Source organism: Pseudoroseicyclus sp. CXY001 (assembly GCF_041714655.1).
Classification (GTDB): Bacteria; Pseudomonadota; Alphaproteobacteria; order Rhodobacterales; family Rhodobacteraceae; genus Pseudoroseicyclus_A.
This window is the reverse complement of record NZ_CP168219.1, coordinates 2,781,750-2,797,166: the sequence shown is the minus strand read 5'-3', so window position 1 is coordinate 2,797,166 and position 15,417 is coordinate 2,781,750. Positions and strand designations below refer to the sequence as shown.

The window sequence follows — 15,417 nt, the reverse complement described above, 5'->3', positions numbered from 1 at the left end:
CCGCCGCGGGCGCGGAAGGCGGCGACGAAGCCACGATCCTCCCCCCGCCCGGTCTTCTGGCCGTTCCCCCGGCCGCTCATGCGAGTTCGGGGAAGATGTGCCGCCCGTCGTCAACCGGCAGGGGCGCGGCGGCGATCACGTCGGCGAGCCGGAGCGGCCCGTAAAGATGCGGGAAGAGCTGCCCGCCGCGCGAGGGCTCCCACTTGAGCGCCTCCAGCGTCTCGGCCTCGAGCGTCAGGAGCCACAGCCCCTCTTCGCCGGCGAAATGCTTCGCGGCCGTCTCCTCCGCCTGGGCGGCGGTCGAAAAATGGATGAAGCCGTCGGCCACGTCGATCGGGGCGCCGGGCGTCTCCGCCATATCCTGGAGCGCCGCCCATTCTGCCCCACGGAGGATCTTGTAGATCAACATGTTGTCGCTCCTGCCTGCGGTTTGCGCAGCGGTCAAGATGGCTGAGCAGCGCATGGGCCGTCACCCGCCTGTCACGACCGGCTGGCAAGGGCAGGGCGTTGACGCCTTGTCCCGCTCGGCCCAAGGTCACCGCATAACCAAAACAGGGAGACATGACATGTCGTTTCGCCTCATGGCCACCTCCGCCGCGCTGGCGCTCGCCGCCGGCACCGCGCAGGCCGACTTCGATCTGACGATCCTTCACACCAACGATTTCCACTCGCGCTTCGAGCCGATCTCCGGTTCCGACTCGACCTGCTCGCCCGAGGACAACACCGCCGGCGAGTGCTTCGGCGGCACCGCGCGTCTGGCCACGGCGATTGCCGAGGCCCGCGCCAATCACGAGAATTCGATCCTCGTCGACGGCGGCGACCAGTTCCAGGGCTCGCTGTTCTACACCTATTACAAGGGCGCCATGGCGGCCGAGTTCATGAACCAGCTCGGCTATGACGCGATGACCGTCGGCAACCACGAGTTCGACGACGGCCCCGAGGTGCTCCGCGGCTTCATGGATGCGATCGACTTCCCGATCCTGATGTCCAACGCCGATGTCTCCGCCGAGGAGCTTCTGGCCGACGTCCTGATGAAATCCACCACCATCGAGGTGGGCGGCGAGACCATCGGCCTTATCGGCCTGACCCCGCAGGATACCGACGAGCTCGCCTCGCCGGGGCCGAACATCACCTTCTCCGACCCGTCCGAGGCCGTACAGGGCGAAGTGGACGCGCTGACCGAGGCGGGCGTGAACAAGATCATCGTCCTCTCCCACTCCGGCTATGGCGTGGACCAGACGGTGGCCGAGAACACGACCGGCGTCGACGTGATCGTCGGCGGCCACACCAACACCCTTCTGGGTGACATGGAAGGTGCCGAGGGCGCCTATCCGACCATGGTCGGCGACACGGCCATTGTCTCGGCCTATGCCTACGGCAAGTTCCTCGGCGAGCTGAACGTCACCTTCGACGACGAGGGCGTCGTGACCTCCGCTTCCGGCGCGCCGATCATCATGGATGCCGCCGTGGCCGAGGATCAGGGCACGGTCGACCGCATTGCCGAGCTGGCCGTGCCGCTCGACGAGATCCGCAACGAGGTGGTCGCCGAGGCGGCCGGCTTCATCGAGGGCGACCGTGCGGTCTGCCGCGCGATGGAATGCTCGATGGGCAATCTCGTCGCCGATGCCATGCTCGACCGCGTGGCCGATCAGGGCATCCAGGTGGCCATCGCCAACTCGGGCGGCCTGCGCGCCTCCATCGACGAGGGCGAAGTGACCATGGGCGAGGTGCTGACGGTGCTGCCGTTCCAGAACACGCTCTCCACCTTCCAGGTCTCCGGCCAGGTGCTGCTCGATGCGCTCGAGAACGGCGTCAGCCAGATCGCCGATGGCGCCGGCCGCTTCCCGCAGGTGGCGGGGCTGACCTTCACGGTCGATCCCTCGGCCGAGCCGGGCGCCCGCGTCTCTGAGGTGATGGTCGCCGGCGAGGCGGTGGATACCGAGGCGATGTACGGCCTTGTGTCCAACAACTACGTCCGCAACGGCGGCGACGGCTATGCCATGTTCGTCGAGGCCGAGAATGCCTATGACTTCGGGCCGGACCTCGCGGATGTGACGGCGGAATTCCTCGCCGAAAACACGCCTTACGAGCCCTATACCGACGGTCGCATCACGATCCTCGGCAGCGAGTAAGCGCCTTTCATCGGGGCCTCGGCCCCGGTCCCGGCCCCCGCCCTCACCGGCGGGGGCTTTTTGTTGCGACCGGCCCCGAGCAGGTCCCGCCCGCAGGAAAGCGGGAGGATCGGGGATGCAATCCTTAACGGCCTCCGGCAGGATGGCCCGAAACAGGGGGGCGGGATGAGCGAACCATTGGCAGAGATGCGGCCGGCCGGGTCGCGGCGGGTCTTCGCGCTCGCCGTTCTCTATGCGCTGGGCGCCATCGCGCTCTGGCTGGCGCTGACCGGCACGGCCGGCACGCTGGCCGCGTTGGCGCTGGGCGCGCTGGCCATCGGCGTGCTCGTCGTGGCCGAGGCGCTCCGCCGGGCCACGGCGCGGGCGCTGGTGCTGACGGAAGAGGGGCTCGCCGAGAGCCCCGGGCGGCTGATCGCCGGCTGGGACGAGATCGCCCGCGTCGACAGCGGCACCTTCGCCTTCAAGCCGTCGAACGGCTTTCTTCTTCGTCTGCACACCCCGGCCGGGGCGGCCTGGGCGCCGGGCCTGTGGTGGCGGCTCGGCCGCCGCGTCGGCATCGGCGGGGTGACGGACGGGCGGGCCGCCCGCGCGATGGCGACGGAGATCTCGGCGCAGCTGGCACTGCGGAAGCCGGGCAGCGAGGACGGGCGGTTCTAGCAGACCGCCGTGTCGTTGGCGCCGTCCTCCACCGGGTTCCAGCAGAGCTGGCCGGAGAAGCGGGGCCGCGCGACGACGAATTCGTAGAACGTGTCATCGGCGAGCCCGACCTTGAAGGGCACCTCGTAATCCGATTCGGTCTCCACCAGGATCGCGCTGTCGCCCGGGGCGAGGGTCGGGATGCTGTCGGCCATGTCGCGCAACTGCCGGCTGGTCAGCGCCGCATAGCCGCCGCGCCCCTGGCTCCAGTCGAGCTCCAGCCGGTCGCGGTCGTCGTCGTAATGGAAGACGGTGATCCGCAGCCGCGCATTGTCGCTGCCGATCATCAGGAACCGCTGGAGCTGCAGAAGCCCGTCCATATAGGCCGGGGTGATGTAATCCGTCTCGCGCGTCAGCGTGTCGGAGATGGTGAAGGCGGCGCGGATGTTGTTCGCCCGCGCGTGGAAGGCGTCGAAGAAGCTGTAGCAGGCGACGAAGCACCAGGCGACGACCGGGAACATGATCACGCCCTCGATGATCACCGAGCCCTCGGTGCCCCCGGCGAAACGGCGCAGGAATCTGGCGATGCGTGTCATCAGCTCGGCTCGATCACGAAGGAGGAGACGGAGACCAGCGCATAGGTCCCGTCCGATCGGCGGGGGATCGGCGAGCCGAGCCCGCCGGTGGGGAAGAAGGGGTCGAAGAGCGTGCAGGCGCGCAGGATCATCAGCTCATGATCGCCGCCATGCGTGAACTCGCGGGCCGGCTTGCCCCGCTCGGCCCGGTCGACGCAATCGGCATCCACCGGCATCAGGCGCATGGCGACGGGATGCACCCGGCGCATCTCGAGCTTCAGCTCGCTCATGCAGTTCGGCACGACCAGCGCCCGGTCGCAGATCCGCTCCTTGAGGTTGTCGTAGTATTCCTCGTCATCCGCGCCGCCGACGAGCCCCAGCCGCACGTCGCGCACGGCGATGTCGAGCGCCCGGTCGAGCATGACATTGCGCAGCATCAGCGCGCCGACCTCGAAGGCCGAGACGAAGATGAGGATGAAGACCGGCGCCATCAGCACGAATTCCACCGTGCTGCTGCCGTCCTCGGCCCAAAGGATGCGCCGCAGGAGCCGCCTCATTGCGTCAGCCTCAGCGTGTTGATCGACCCGGCGATCGACTGGAAGACGGTCATGATGTCCGTCCCGTCGGAGGAGCCCTCGCCGGTGGCGGGATAGAAATGCGAGGGCGAGGAGGCGCAGTCGAAGATCTCGCCGGCGCCATGCTCGCTCGCCATGAACGAGATCCCGTAGATCGCGACGCCCTGGTCCTTGGCATCGGTGCACAGGGCCTGGAGCTGGTTGTCCATCGTCGCGGTCGAGGTTTGGGTGCGGAAGCTGTCCATCTGCGTGGTGAAGACGCTGCTGCGGCTGTAATTGCTCGTGCCGAAGGCGCGGGCGTAGAATTGCCAGGCCACATACTGGACGCGCATGTCCTCCCAGATGTCCTGCCAGTCCTGCCGGGTGGCATTGCCGATGCGCGCGGGCAGGCTCTCGCCACCGCGCAGCATGTCCTGGGCGCGATAGCCGGTGGAGACGCTCGTCGCCCTGTCGCGGTAGTTCGGGTTGCTGCCCTGCCAGGGCTCGCGCATCCAGAAATCCTTGTGCGGCACATACCATTGGAACCCGCCCGACACCCCGGGATGGTAGATGGAGTAATAGCCGTCGCTCGAGCGAAAGATCGGCGAGGCGCCGGCGCGCCAGCCGTCGTTCAGGCGCTCCTCGGGGAAATGCTCCCCGTCGGTCATCAGCACGACGATCTTGCCGGCATCCGGCGCGTCATAGGCGAGCGGGCGGATCTGCCCGGCGACAGTGCCGCCGTTGAGCTCGGTGATCATGGCGGCGGAGCCCGGATCCATCAGCTCCATCCCCCAGCGCATCCCGGCATTGATCGAGGTGGCGCCGATGGCATGCAGGTTCTCGATCGCGTCGAGCAGCTCCTGCCTGTCGTCGGAGGGGACGAGCACCTGGTTCTCCGTCATCGGCGGGCACCAGGAGTTGGTGTAGTACCCCCGGTCGTTGCGCGGCCGGTTGTCCGACGGGCTGTAGTAATTGTCGTAGGTATAGGTCGTCGAATAGCTGTCGTAGAAGCCGGTGGCCGGCATGGGCAGGTCGGTCGACAGGTCGAGCGACGCATAGGCCTCGGGCGGCAGGTCGATGCAGTAATTCTCGGCGACCCCGCCGTAATCGTGGGTGTTGTACTGCTCGAAGAAGCGCCGGCCGAGGTTCACCTGGCCGTTGAAGGGCACCATGCCCATCGAGACGCGGCCTTCGGTATCGGTATCGAAGATCGTGTTGACGAATTCCTGCGCGGCGTCCTTCAGATCCTCCAGCTTGTTGTAATCCCCCATCGAGCCCGACACGTCGAGGACGAGCAGGATCTCCAGATCCGTGACGCTCTCCGTCGCGGTGGCGACGGCGGGGACGTTGAACTCCTCGATGCCGACGAGCTGCGTCAGCGTCGTCGGCACGTTGGTGCGGGCAAGGACGGTGACCTCGCGCCGGTTGAAGGCGGAGGAGACATCGACGCTGACGAGATCCTCCAGCAGGCCGGCCCGGGTGAAGTAGTCGCGCACCACCTCCTCGGGGTCGAGCGTCTGGTTGAGGTCGGCGGCGGCCAGCGTGGCGCGGTCGACCAGCGTCTGCAGGCGCTGGCGATGCGCCTCGGCGCGCATCACGTCGACGGCGACACCGCCGACGATGAGCATCATGAGGATGATGAAGAGGGAGAAGATGATCATCGAGCCGTCCTCGGCCCGGTGGAACCGGCCAAGGCGCCCGCCGGCCCGGCGGGCGGCGCGGAGGATTGATGTCGGTCTCAAGGCGGTCGTCATCGCTCGTCCCTCAGGCCCCACCCTCGGGTTTTGCGCTTGCGCCGGGGCAATCTGGTTACCGGATGCTTGACGCGCGCGCGTGGCTCCCCTGGGCTCGCGCTAGGGCAAAATTGTGGCAAAGCTTATTCAATCCTGCTGCGTTTCGGCGGGCTGGCGACAATCCCCGGGCACGCGGCGGGATCGACGACTTAAGGGAAACGCCTGCGCCCCCGGGGCGGGGCGCGATTCGAAGCGGGATGTTTTGCCACTCGTTACCCTCCCGCGATAGAAGGGGGCAGAGAGGGCCCGCTGGCCCGATGGCCGGCACCCGAAGGCCCGCCGACCCCCGAACGGTCGGACCCATAAAAGGAAGGTATCTGCCATGCCCAACGAGGCCGCCACGTTCACAGAGCCGAGCTTTCGCGAATCCGTCGACATCATGGTCAACCGCGCCATGGCGCTGATGGATCTCTCCCCCGGGCTCGAGGAGAAGATCCGCGTCTGCAACGCGACCTATACGGTGCGCTTCGGGGTCCGGCTCCGTGGCTCGATCCATACCTTCACCGGCTACCGGGCCGTCCATTCGGAACATATGGAGCCCGTGAAGGGCGGCATACGCTACGCCATGAGCGTCCATCAGGACGAGGTGGAGGCGCTGGCGGCGCTGATGACCTACAAATGCGCACTGGTGGAAACGCCCTTCGGCGGCTCCAAGGGCGGGCTCAGGATCGACCCGCGCGAGTGGGAGGAGCATGAGCTCGAGCTCATCACCCGGCGCTTCGCCTACGAGCTCGCCAAGCGCGACCTCATCAACCCGGCGCAGAACGTGCCGGCGCCCGACATGGGCACCGGCGAGCGCGAGATGGCCTGGATCGTCGACCAGTACCGGCGGATGAACACGACGGATATCAACGCTGCCGCCTGCGTCACCGGCAAGCCGCTCAATGCCGGCGGCATCCATGGCCGCGTCGAGGCGACGGGCCGGGGCGTGCAATACGCGCTCCGCGAGTTCTTCCGCCATCCCGAGGATGTCGCCGCCGCGAGCCTCTCGGGCGGGCTCGACGGCAAGCGCGTCATCGTGCAGGGGCTCGGCAACGTGGGCTATCACGCCGCGACCTTCCTGCAGAACGAGGACGGCGCGAAGATCACCGGCATCATCGAACGCGACGGCGCGCTCTACAACGAGAGCGGGCTCGACGTGGAATCGGTGAAGGCCTGGATCTCCCGCCACGGCGGCATCAAGGGCTATCCCGATGCCAGCCTGGTGGCCGATGGCGCCGTGCTTCTGGAGCATGAGTGCGACATCCTCATCCCCGCCGCGATGGAGGGGACGATCCACATGGGCAATGCCGAGCGGATCTCGGCGCCGCTCATCGTCGAGGCCGCCAACGGCCCGATCACGGCGGGGGCGGACGAGGTGCTCCGCCGCAAGGGCACGATCATCATCCCCGACATGTATGCCAATGCCGGGGGCGTCACCGTCTCGTATTTCGAATGGGTGAAGAACCTCAGCCATATCCGCTTCGGCCGGATGCAGCGGCGCCAGGAGGAAGCGCGCCACGAGCTGATCGTCGAGGAGCTGGAGCGGCTCTCGGCAGACCGCGGTCTCGGCTGGACGCTCTCGCCGGGCTTCAAGAGCCAGTATCTGCGGGGCGCCGGCGAGCTGGAGCTCGTGCGCTCCGGTCTCGATGACACGATGCGCTCGGCCTATCAGTCGATGCGCGAGGTCTGGCACGGCCGCGGCGATGTCGCCGACCTGCGCACCGCCGCCTATATCGTCTCGATCAGCCGGGTGGCGGCCAGCTACAAGGCCAAGGGGCTCTAGGCGCCGGAACGCCGCCGGCGCAGCCGCTTCATCAGCCGCCGGACCAGCGGCGGGGGAGGGGCGGGCGCCGGCGCCGCCGGCAGCATTTCGGCGCGGAGCGCCTCCAGCGCCGCGAGGTCGACGGTGATCTTGTCGTTGATGTTGCCGCGCGGCGAGCTGGGCCCGCTGCCCGAGACCGGCGCGCAGAAGAGCACGTTGAAGGCGTCGCGGCCGGCGATCGCCTCCTGATCGGCAAAGAACTGGCCGTTCATATGGGCGGAGGCGATGTAGCCGATCCTCGCCTCCGGCGGCGCGAAGAGCGTGTTGGTCATCGCAGCGCCCATGATCCCCCAGACCTCCTTCGCCGCCCCGAAGGCGGCGATCTGCTCGGGGAAGCTCAGGCTCTGCGGCTCGATGATCCGGAAGCCGCGGTCGGTGAAATAGGCATGGACGGCCTCGCGATTGGCAAAACCCCGCCCGTGCCCGGCCGCGCGGGTCACGAGCAGCCGCTCACCGAGCCCGGTCGCGCCCTCCGCCGCCGCCACCCGGCGGAGCCGCGCGGCCATCTCGCGCAAGAGAGGGTGCTTGCGGTCCGGATGGGCGGAGAGGCCGGTGACGAGTGTCAGGTCGTCCACCGAGAGCGGCTCCGGCCCGCAGGGGTGCGGCGGCGGGGCGCCCAGCATCTGCAGCGAGCGGCGGTAGAGCTCGGTGAGCTCGGCATGGCGGCTCTTGTGCACGAGCGGCCAGCCATGGGGGAGGCCGGCCTGGCGCAGCGCCTCTTCCCGCACCAGCAGCTCCGCCAGCCAGTGGCCGTAGTTGCGGGCGCCCCGCTTCTTGAGAAGATGCCCGCGCGGGAAGCGCCCCTGGGGCGGGCTCTTCAGGGTGAGGCTCTCGCCGTCACAGGCGTAGTTGGGCCCGTCCTGCGGGATCTTCAGCTCGGCGAGCGACTCCCGCACCACCTCACCGCCGGCGCTGATGACGATGCCGAGGTCGAGCACGATGGCGTCACGGAGCCGCCAAGCCTCGACGGGCGGCGTCTCGATCCGCGCGCCGCGGCTGCGCTGCAGTTCGTCGTCGAAGGCGGTGGCGATGCCCCGGCGGCGGAGGATCGGCGCCCGAACATAGCCGCCGGCGGGGAGGAGTTCGGCAATGCGCTCGGCGCCCGCGATCTCCACCATGGGCCGGATCGGCAGGGGCCGGCCGACGAGGCCCGCGGCGGCGTCGCGGTCAGCCTCCTCGGTGGGGCGGTCGGGCTCCGTCATGACAGGGCTCCTGGGGGCCGGGGCGCGGGGTCGCGCCGATGTCATGCGAGCCGGCGGCCGGAGGCAACCCCCCGGCAGCCCACCGACAGCGAAAAGCCGGCCCTGCGGGACAGCAGAGCCGGCTTGGAAAGGGGAGACGGGCGTCAGGGAGGCGCGCCCGATCCCCGCATCATCGTCCTCAGGAGAGGTCGGTGAACTCGGTAATGAAGCGGATGCCGTCACGGGTCTCGTAGGTGACCTGCACCTGGTCGCCTGCTTCCAGATCGTCCGGGAAGTCCTGGTCGAGGCGGAAGTGATACACCCCGTCGCCTTCGAGCCAGATGATCTGCGAGCCGGCGCTATAGTGGCCGATGGTGCCCGTGGTCTCCGCTTCGGCGGCAGAGGCGGAGATGCCGGCCAGCGAGAGGGCAGCGGCGAGCGGGGCGAGAATGGTGAATTTGGTCATGGGTCGTTTCCTTTCTTTTCAGGGCAGTGCCTGATTTTTCGCTACCGACACGTGGCGGCGAGGAGCGGAGCTGACCCGGGATTGTCTGCACCATCGTCTGTGTCGTGAGACGTAACTGGGGCCCCTCGTCGGGCCACAAAAGTAGCCGTAACGACGCCGTGAAAATGGGTCTCCGAAGCGTTACGCCGGCCGTTCTTGAACGTGTATGCCGGCGCGACCAAGCGCCCTTGAGGCAAGTTCGGGCGCCGCCGAGCCGGCCCCTACGGAACGGCGAAACTGGCGCTGGTCATTTGCGGCGGGCCGTGGTTCCATCCGGCCCGAGCAGGGGACGAGACGTGCGCTATTCGGGCTTTCAGATCGTGAAACAGGCGCTTGGCCTCGGCAACGGCTGGGCGCCGGTATGGCGCCAGCCCGAACCGAAGCCGGCCTATGACATCGTCATCATCGGCGGCGGCGGCCACGGGCTCTCCACCGCCTATTACCTCGCGAAGAACCACGGGCTGACCAATGTCGCGGTGCTCGAGAAGGGCTATCTCGGCGGCGGCAACGTGGGCCGCAACACGACGATGGTGCGGGCGAATTACTACCTGCCGGGCAACAGCGAGTTCTACAGCCACTCGCTGAAGCTCTGGGAAGGGCTCGAGGCCGAGCTCAACTACAACGTCATGCATTCGCAGCGGGGGCTCATCAACCTCTTCCATTCCGACGGCCAGCGCGACGCGATGGCCCGGCGCGGCAATGCGATGCGCAACCAGGGCGACGATGCCGAGCTCCTGACGAAGGAGCAGCTCCGCCGCCATGTGCCCTATCTCGATTTCGAGCAGACGCGCTTCCCGATCCACGGCGGGCTCCTCCACCGGCGGGGCGGCACGGCACGGCACGATGCCGTCGCCTGGGGCTACGCGCGGGGGGCCGATAGCCGGGGCGTCGATCTCATCCAGAACTGCGAGGTGACGGGGATCGACATCGAGGCGGGCCGCGTCACCGGCGTTCAGACCTCCCGCGGCCCGATCCGCGCCAAGAAGGTCGCGATGATCACCGCCGGCCGCTCGGGCCAGGTGGCGGCGCTCGCGGGGATGCGCCTGCCGATCGAGAGCCATGTGCTGCAGGCCTATGTGACCGAGGGCATCAAGCCGGCGGTCAACCACGTCATCTCCTACGGCATGGGACATTTCTACATCTGCCAGTCCGACAAGGGCGGGCTGGTCTTCGGGGGCGACCTCGACTTCTACCCTTCCTACGCGCAGCGGGGGAACCTGCCGGGCGTCGAGCAGGTGATGGAAGCCGCGATGACGCTGATGCCGATGATCGGCCGCGCCAAGGTGCTGCGCCACTGGGGCGGGGTCATGGACATGTCGCCCGACGGCTCGCCCATCATCGACACGACGCATATCGGCGGGCTCTTCCTCAATTGCGGCTGGAATTACGGGGGGTTCAAGGCCGTCCCCGCCTCCGGCTGGGCAACGGCGCATCTGATCGCCACGGGCGCGCCCCATGCCACGGCCGAGCGCTTCCGGCTGGAGCGCTTCCGCGATGGCGTGGGCATCATGGACGAGGAGGGCACCGGTGCGCAGCATAACCTGCATTAGGGCCGCCGCCGCGTTGGCGGCCGCTCTGGCCGCCGCCACGCCGGCCGCGGCCAAGCCGATCTACGGCTGCTTCACGCGCGCCTATGACGCCGCCGATCTGGCCGCCGCCCCCGCGCAGGTGGTGGAGGAGCTCGTCGTCCAGCTCACGCTCGACGAGGGAGAGTTCTACACCGGCTTCGTTGCGGCGCGCTTTGCCGCGCAGGGCCGCGTCGCCGGCACCGCCGCCGCCGCCGGGGCCTGGCACCAGCAATGGGCCAATTGCGTCGAGGGGGAGGGCGGCGTCACCTGCTCCGCCGATTGCGGCGGCGGCATGCTGACCGTCGTGCCCCGGCAGGACGGGGTCGATGTCGTGACCTCCGGCTTCGGCGTGCTGCGCGAGGGGCTGGTGAACGGGCCCTGCGCGGGCACCGAGACGCTGGCCGAGGTGCCGGGCCAGCCGGTTACCTACCGGCTCTACACCGCCCATAACAATGTCTGCAGCATGATGTCGGGAGAGAAGTGATGCGCGGGGCTCTCCTTGCCCTTGCTGCCCTGCCGCTTCTCGCCGCCTGCGAGACGGGCGGGCCGGTCGCGGCGCCGCCGGTGCCCGAGGGCTGCCCGAATGCCGCCGCCTGCGAGCTCACCCAGCTTCTGGCCGCCGACATGTGGGAGGGCCGGGAGGCCTTTGCCTATCGCGGCGTCGAGGTCGAGCGGATCGAGGCGGAGGGCCCCGTCCTTCTCATCGAATCGCGCTTCCCGCTGGCGCTGCAGGAGCTTGCGGCCACCCCCTCCGCCGAGATCGAGGAGGGCGTCGGCGCCGACATGAAGGCCGCCTTCTGCGACGGCTCGCCGGCGTCGGAGGCCTTCTTTGCGCTCGGCGCCGCCATCCGCCTGCGCTATCTGGCGCAGGGGGGCGAGCCCTTCTTCGACCAGATCCTGGAGGGCTGCTGAATGCGCATCGCCTGCCCGCATTGCGGCGCCCGCGACCGGCGCGAGTTCACCTGGATGGGGGCCGCGCTCGCCCGGCCCGAGACGGGCGGCGCCTGGGGCGACGAGATGCATGCCTATGTGTATCTGCGCGAGAACCCCGCCGGCCCGCTGGCCGAGCTGTGGCACCATGACCCCTGCGGGGCGATGGTGCGCGCGGTCCGCGACACGCGCAGCCATCAGATGATCGAGCCCGGGGAGGTCCCATGAGGCTGTCCAAGGGCGGGCGGATCGACCGTTCGCAGGACCTGCATTTCCGCTTCGACGGGCGCCGGATCACGGCGCATCCGGGCGATACCGTCGCCTCGGCGCTGCTCGCCTCGGGCATCCGCCTCGTCGGGCGCTCGTTCAAGTATCACCGGCCGCGCGGCATCCTCACCGCCGGGTCGGAGGAACCCAACGCGCTGGTGACCGTCGGGCGCGGGGCGGGGCGGGAGCCCAACGTCCGCGCCACGGTGCAGGAGATCTGGGACGGGCTCGACGTGACGAGCCAGAACAACTGGCCGGCCCTGTCGCTCGACGTACTGTCGGTCAATGACCTGCTTTCGCCCTTCTTCGGCGCGGGATTCTACTACAAGACCTTCATGTGGCCGCGGAAGGCCTGGGAGCTGCTCTACGAGCCCTTCATCCGCCGCGCCGCCGGGCTCGGCGCGCTCCACCGCGATCCGGGGCCGGGGGAGGACGAGAAGGCCTTTGCCTTCTGCGACGTGCTCGTCATCGGCGGGGGGCCGGCGGGGCTCATGGCGGCGCTGGCCGCCGGCCGGGCCGGGGCGCGGGTGATCCTCGCGGAGGAGGATACGGCGCTCGGCGGCCGGCTCCTCGCCGAGCGCGAAAGCGTCGGCGGCCAGCCCGGCGCCGACTGGGCGGCCGGTGTGGCAGCGGAGCTGGAGGCCATGCCCAACGTCCGCGTCATGACCCGCACGGCGGTGACCGGCGCCTATGACGGCGGCACCTATGGCGCGCTCGAGCGGGTCGGCGCCCATCTGGCCCCGGCGGGGGGCCGCCCGCGCTATGCCTTCTGGCGGATCGCCGCGAAGCGGGCCGTCCTCGCCGCCGGCGCGCTCGAGCGCGCCATGACCTTCCCCGGCAACGACCGGCCGGGCGTGATGATGGCGGGGGCCGTACGCGCCTATCTCAACCGCTGGGCCGTGGCCCCGGGCAAGGAGGTGGCGATCTTCGGCACGGGACGCGCCGCGCGCGCCACCGCCGAGCAGCTCCTCGATGCCGGCGTCGCGGTGACCGGCCTCATCGACCCCGATCCGGACGCCAAGGAGGCGCATGACTACCCGGTCTTCCCGGGCGGGCGCGTCACCGCCACCCACGGGCGGCTCGGCCTGTCGCTGGTGAAGGTCAGCCATGGCCTCGTCGAGCAGAGCATCCGGGCGGACACGCTCGCCATGGCCGGCGGCTGGAACCCGCAGGTGAACATCGCCTGCCATATGGGCGGCAAGCCCGCCTGGGATGCGGGGCTCTCGGCCTTCCTGCCGCCCGAAGGCGGCGTGCCGGGACTCGTGCCGGCGGGGGCCGCCGCCGGCACCTTCGCCACCGCCGCCTGCCTCGCCGAGGGCTGGCGTGCCGGGGCCGAGGCGGCGGTCGAGAGCGGCTTCACCGCGCCGCCCCCCGAGCTGCCGGAGGCGGAGGAAGAGGCCGATGCCAGCCCCTCCTCCTGGGTCTTCGAGGGCCCCGGGCGGGCCTGGCTCGACTTCCAGAACGACGTGACCGTGAAGGACGTCAAGCAATCGGCTGAGGAGGGCTTCTCCTCCCCCGAGCACATGAAGCGCTACACGACGCAAGGTATGGCGACCGACCAGGGCAAGATGTCGAACGTCAACGCGCTCTCCGTCCTCGCCGCGGCCACCGGCACACCGGCCACCCCGGCGGGCACAACGACCTACCGGCCTCCTTACGTGCCCGTGCCGATCTCGGCGATGGGCGCGGGCGGGCGCGGCAAGGGCTTCGCACCGATCCGGCGCACCGCCTCCGACGCCGCCGTCCGCGAGCGCTCGGCGCCGATGGTGGAGGCGGGGCTGTGGTATCGCGCCAGCTACTTCCCCCGGGCCGGCGAGACGAACTGGCGTCAGGCCTGCGACCGCGAGGTGCGCATGGTCCGCTACAAGGTCGGCGTCGCCGATGTCTCCACCCTCGGCAAGATCGACGTGCAGGGGCCGGATGCGGCGGAATTTCTCGACTTCCTCTATACGGGGGCGATGTCGACGCTCGGCATCGGCCGCGTCCGCTACGGGCTGATGCTGCGCGAGGACGGCTTCGTCATGGACGACGGCACCTGCGCGCGGCTGGGCGACGACCGCTATCTCATCACCACGACCACGGCGGCCGCCGGGCTGGTGATGCGGCACATGGACTTCGCCGCGCAGGTGCTGCGGCCGGATCTGGACGTGACCTTCACCTCCGTCACCGAGGCCTGGGCGCAATTTTCCGCCACCGGGCCGCTGGCCCGCGAGCTTCTGCGGACGCTGGTGGATGACCGCCCGGTGGTGGACGAGCTGCCCTTCATGGGCGCGGCGCAGATCGGAGTGATGGGCGTGCCGGGGCGGCTCTTCCGCATCTCCTTCTCGGGCGAGCTCGGCTTCGAGATCGCGGTGCCCGTGGCCTATGGCGCCGCGCTCTGGCGGCTGATGGTGGCCCAGGCCGAAAGCCTCGGCGGCGGCGCCTACGGGATGGAGGCGCTGAACGTCCTTCGGATCGAGAAGGGCTTCCTCACCCATGCCGAGATCGACGGGCGGGCGACGGCATATGACGTCGGCCTGCAGGGCATGATGTCGACGAAGAAGGATTTCATCGGCCGGGCGGCGGCGGCGCGCGAGGGGCTGACGGACCCGGGCCGCGAGCGGCTGATCGGGCTGAAGCCGGTGGACGGCGCGCGGCTGACCGCCGGCGGCTTCCTCTTCTCGCGCGGCGCGGCGGCGGAGCGGGCCAATGCGGAAGGCTATGTCACCTCCGCCGGCCATTCACCCATCATCGGGCGCGACATCGCGCTGGCCTTCCTGAAGCGCGGCCCGGAGAGGATCGGAGAGGTCGTGCGCTTCACCGACCACCTGCGCGGGACGGAGGCGCTTTGCCTCGTCACCTCGCCGGTCTTCGTGGACCAGCCGGGAGGGCGGATGCGTGGCTAGATTGTTCGCGGCCCCCGCCTTCGCCGAGCTGCCGGCCCTGCCAGGGTTGGAGCTGCGCGAGGTCGACTGGGGTCCGGTCACCGAGATCGCGCCCTTCCGGGGAGCGGAGGGCGATGTCTCGGCGGCCCTTCAGGCAGCGCACGGGATCGCCTTCCCCGCCGCCGGGGAGGCGCCGCGCGCGGGCGCGGCGCGGGCGCTCTGGGTGGGCCCCGGGCGCGCCCTCCTGATCGGCGTGGCGCCGCCCGACGGCCTCCGCGCGGCGCTGACGGATCAGACGGGGGCGCAGGCGGTGCTGCTGGCCGAGGGCGCGGCGGTGGAGGCGGTGCTGGCACGGCTGGTGCCGGTGGACCTCTCTCCCGAGGCCCTGACCGAGGGCCGGACAGTGCGGACGTTCATCGGCCATATGACAGCATCGGTGACGCGGGTCGGGGCGGAGGCGATGGAGCTCGCCGTCATGCGCTCGATGGCGGGGTCGCTGCTGCATGACCTCGGCCGGGCCACGAAGATGCTGGCGGCGCGCGCGGGTTGAGAGGCCGGGGGGCTGTCTGCCCCCCGGACCCCCCGAAGGGTATTTGGAAAGGGGCAGG

15 protein-coding genes are annotated in these 15,417 nt (G+C 69.7%); 9 read left to right on the top strand and 6 right to left on the bottom strand.

What is annotated here, in order from left to right:
- Positions 1–76: 76 nt before the first annotated feature.
- Positions 77–409, bottom strand: a complete 333-nt coding sequence (locus ACAZ03_RS13660) for a DUF952 domain-containing protein (RefSeq protein ID WP_373354414.1) — start codon at positions 407–409, stop codon at positions 77–79.
- Between the two features lie 157 nt (positions 410–566).
- Here ACAZ03_RS13660 and ACAZ03_RS13655 point away from each other — a divergent pair, with 157 nt between their 5' ends.
- Together ACAZ03_RS13655 and ACAZ03_RS13650 are read left to right on the top strand one after the other, a co-directional pair.
- Positions 567–2,132, top strand: a complete 1,566-nt coding sequence (locus ACAZ03_RS13655; protein ID WP_373354413.1) for a bifunctional UDP-sugar hydrolase/5'-nucleotidase — start codon at positions 567–569, stop codon at positions 2,130–2,132.
- Between the two features lie 165 nt (positions 2,133–2,297).
- The gene (locus tag ACAZ03_RS13650; RefSeq protein WP_373354411.1) at positions 2,298–2,789 is read left to right on the top strand and encodes a hypothetical protein; all 492 of its coding nucleotides are present in this window, start codon (positions 2,298–2,300) and stop codon (positions 2,787–2,789) included.
- On the opposite strand, the gene ACAZ03_RS13645 is transcribed toward ACAZ03_RS13650, so the two are convergent.
- The 3 genes from ACAZ03_RS13645 to ACAZ03_RS13635 are packed head-to-tail and all read right to left on the bottom strand — an operon-like array spanning position 2,786 to position 5,639.
- Positions 2,786–3,364 carry a TadE/TadG family type IV pilus assembly protein gene (locus tag ACAZ03_RS13645; protein WP_373354409.1) on the bottom strand — a complete coding sequence of 193 codons (579 nt, stop codon included), beginning with the start codon at positions 3,362–3,364 and terminating at the stop codon, positions 2,786–2,788. The genes ACAZ03_RS13650 and ACAZ03_RS13645 overlap by 4 nt on opposite strands.
- The gene (locus ACAZ03_RS13640; protein WP_373354408.1) at positions 3,364–3,900 is read right to left on the bottom strand and encodes a TadE/TadG family type IV pilus assembly protein; all 537 of its coding nucleotides are present in this window, start codon (positions 3,898–3,900) and stop codon (positions 3,364–3,366) included. Before ACAZ03_RS13640 ends, ACAZ03_RS13645 begins: the two co-directional genes overlap by 1 nt.
- Complete coding sequence (locus tag ACAZ03_RS13635) at positions 3,897–5,639, bottom strand: pilus assembly protein TadG-related protein (protein ID WP_373354407.1); 1,743 nt, start codon at positions 5,637–5,639, stop codon at positions 3,897–3,899. Before ACAZ03_RS13635 ends, ACAZ03_RS13640 begins: the two co-directional genes overlap by 4 nt.
- A 373-nt stretch (positions 5,640–6,012) precedes the next feature.
- On the opposite strand from ACAZ03_RS13635, the gene ACAZ03_RS13630 reads away from it, so the two are divergent.
- Positions 6,013–7,455 (top strand): Glu/Leu/Phe/Val dehydrogenase, encoded by a 1,443-nt coding sequence (locus ACAZ03_RS13630; protein ID WP_373354405.1) that lies wholly within the window; start codon positions 6,013–6,015, stop codon positions 7,453–7,455.
- Here the strand turns inward: ACAZ03_RS13630 and ACAZ03_RS13625 are convergent.
- The gene (locus ACAZ03_RS13625; RefSeq protein WP_373354403.1) at positions 7,452–8,696 is read right to left on the bottom strand and encodes a DUF563 domain-containing protein; all 1,245 of its coding nucleotides are present in this window, start codon (positions 8,694–8,696) and stop codon (positions 7,452–7,454) included. The genes ACAZ03_RS13630 and ACAZ03_RS13625 overlap by 4 nt on opposite strands.
- Before the next feature lie 178 nt (positions 8,697–8,874).
- A complete protein-coding gene (locus ACAZ03_RS13620; RefSeq protein ID WP_373354401.1) occupies positions 8,875–9,141 on the bottom strand; it encodes a hypothetical protein in 267 nt (88 codons plus the stop codon).
- Positions 9,142–9,476: 335 nt separating this feature from the next.
- On the opposite strand from ACAZ03_RS13620, the gene ACAZ03_RS13615 reads away from it, so the two are divergent.
- The 6 genes from ACAZ03_RS13615 to ACAZ03_RS13590 are packed head-to-tail and all read left to right on the top strand — an operon-like array spanning position 9,477 to position 15,359.
- Complete coding sequence (locus ACAZ03_RS13615) at positions 9,477–10,730, top strand: sarcosine oxidase subunit beta family protein (RefSeq protein ID WP_373354399.1); 1,254 nt, start codon at positions 9,477–9,479, stop codon at positions 10,728–10,730.
- A gap of 13 nt (positions 10,731–10,743) precedes the next feature.
- Positions 10,744–11,232 carry a hypothetical protein gene (locus tag ACAZ03_RS13610; RefSeq protein ID WP_373354397.1) on the top strand — a complete coding sequence of 163 codons (489 nt, stop codon included), beginning with the start codon at positions 10,744–10,746 and terminating at the stop codon, positions 11,230–11,232.
- Positions 11,232–11,660: a hypothetical protein gene (locus ACAZ03_RS13605; RefSeq protein ID WP_373354395.1), complete on the top strand. Its 429-nt coding sequence runs from the start codon at positions 11,232–11,234 to the stop codon at positions 11,658–11,660. The genes ACAZ03_RS13610 and ACAZ03_RS13605 overlap by 1 nt, the downstream gene beginning before the upstream one ends.
- Positions 11,661–11,906 (top strand): sarcosine oxidase subunit delta, encoded by a 246-nt coding sequence (locus tag ACAZ03_RS13600; RefSeq protein WP_373354394.1) that lies wholly within the window; start codon positions 11,661–11,663, stop codon positions 11,904–11,906.
- The gene (locus ACAZ03_RS13595) at positions 11,903–14,830 is read left to right on the top strand and encodes a sarcosine oxidase subunit alpha family protein (RefSeq protein WP_373354392.1); all 2,928 of its coding nucleotides are present in this window, start codon (positions 11,903–11,905) and stop codon (positions 14,828–14,830) included. The genes ACAZ03_RS13600 and ACAZ03_RS13595 overlap by 4 nt, the downstream gene beginning before the upstream one ends.
- On the top strand, positions 14,823–15,359 hold the full coding sequence (locus ACAZ03_RS13590; RefSeq protein WP_373354390.1) for a sarcosine oxidase subunit gamma: 537 nt from the start codon (positions 14,823–14,825) through the stop codon (positions 15,357–15,359). The genes ACAZ03_RS13595 and ACAZ03_RS13590 overlap by 8 nt, the downstream gene beginning before the upstream one ends.
- Positions 15,360–15,417: the final 58 nt, after the last annotated feature.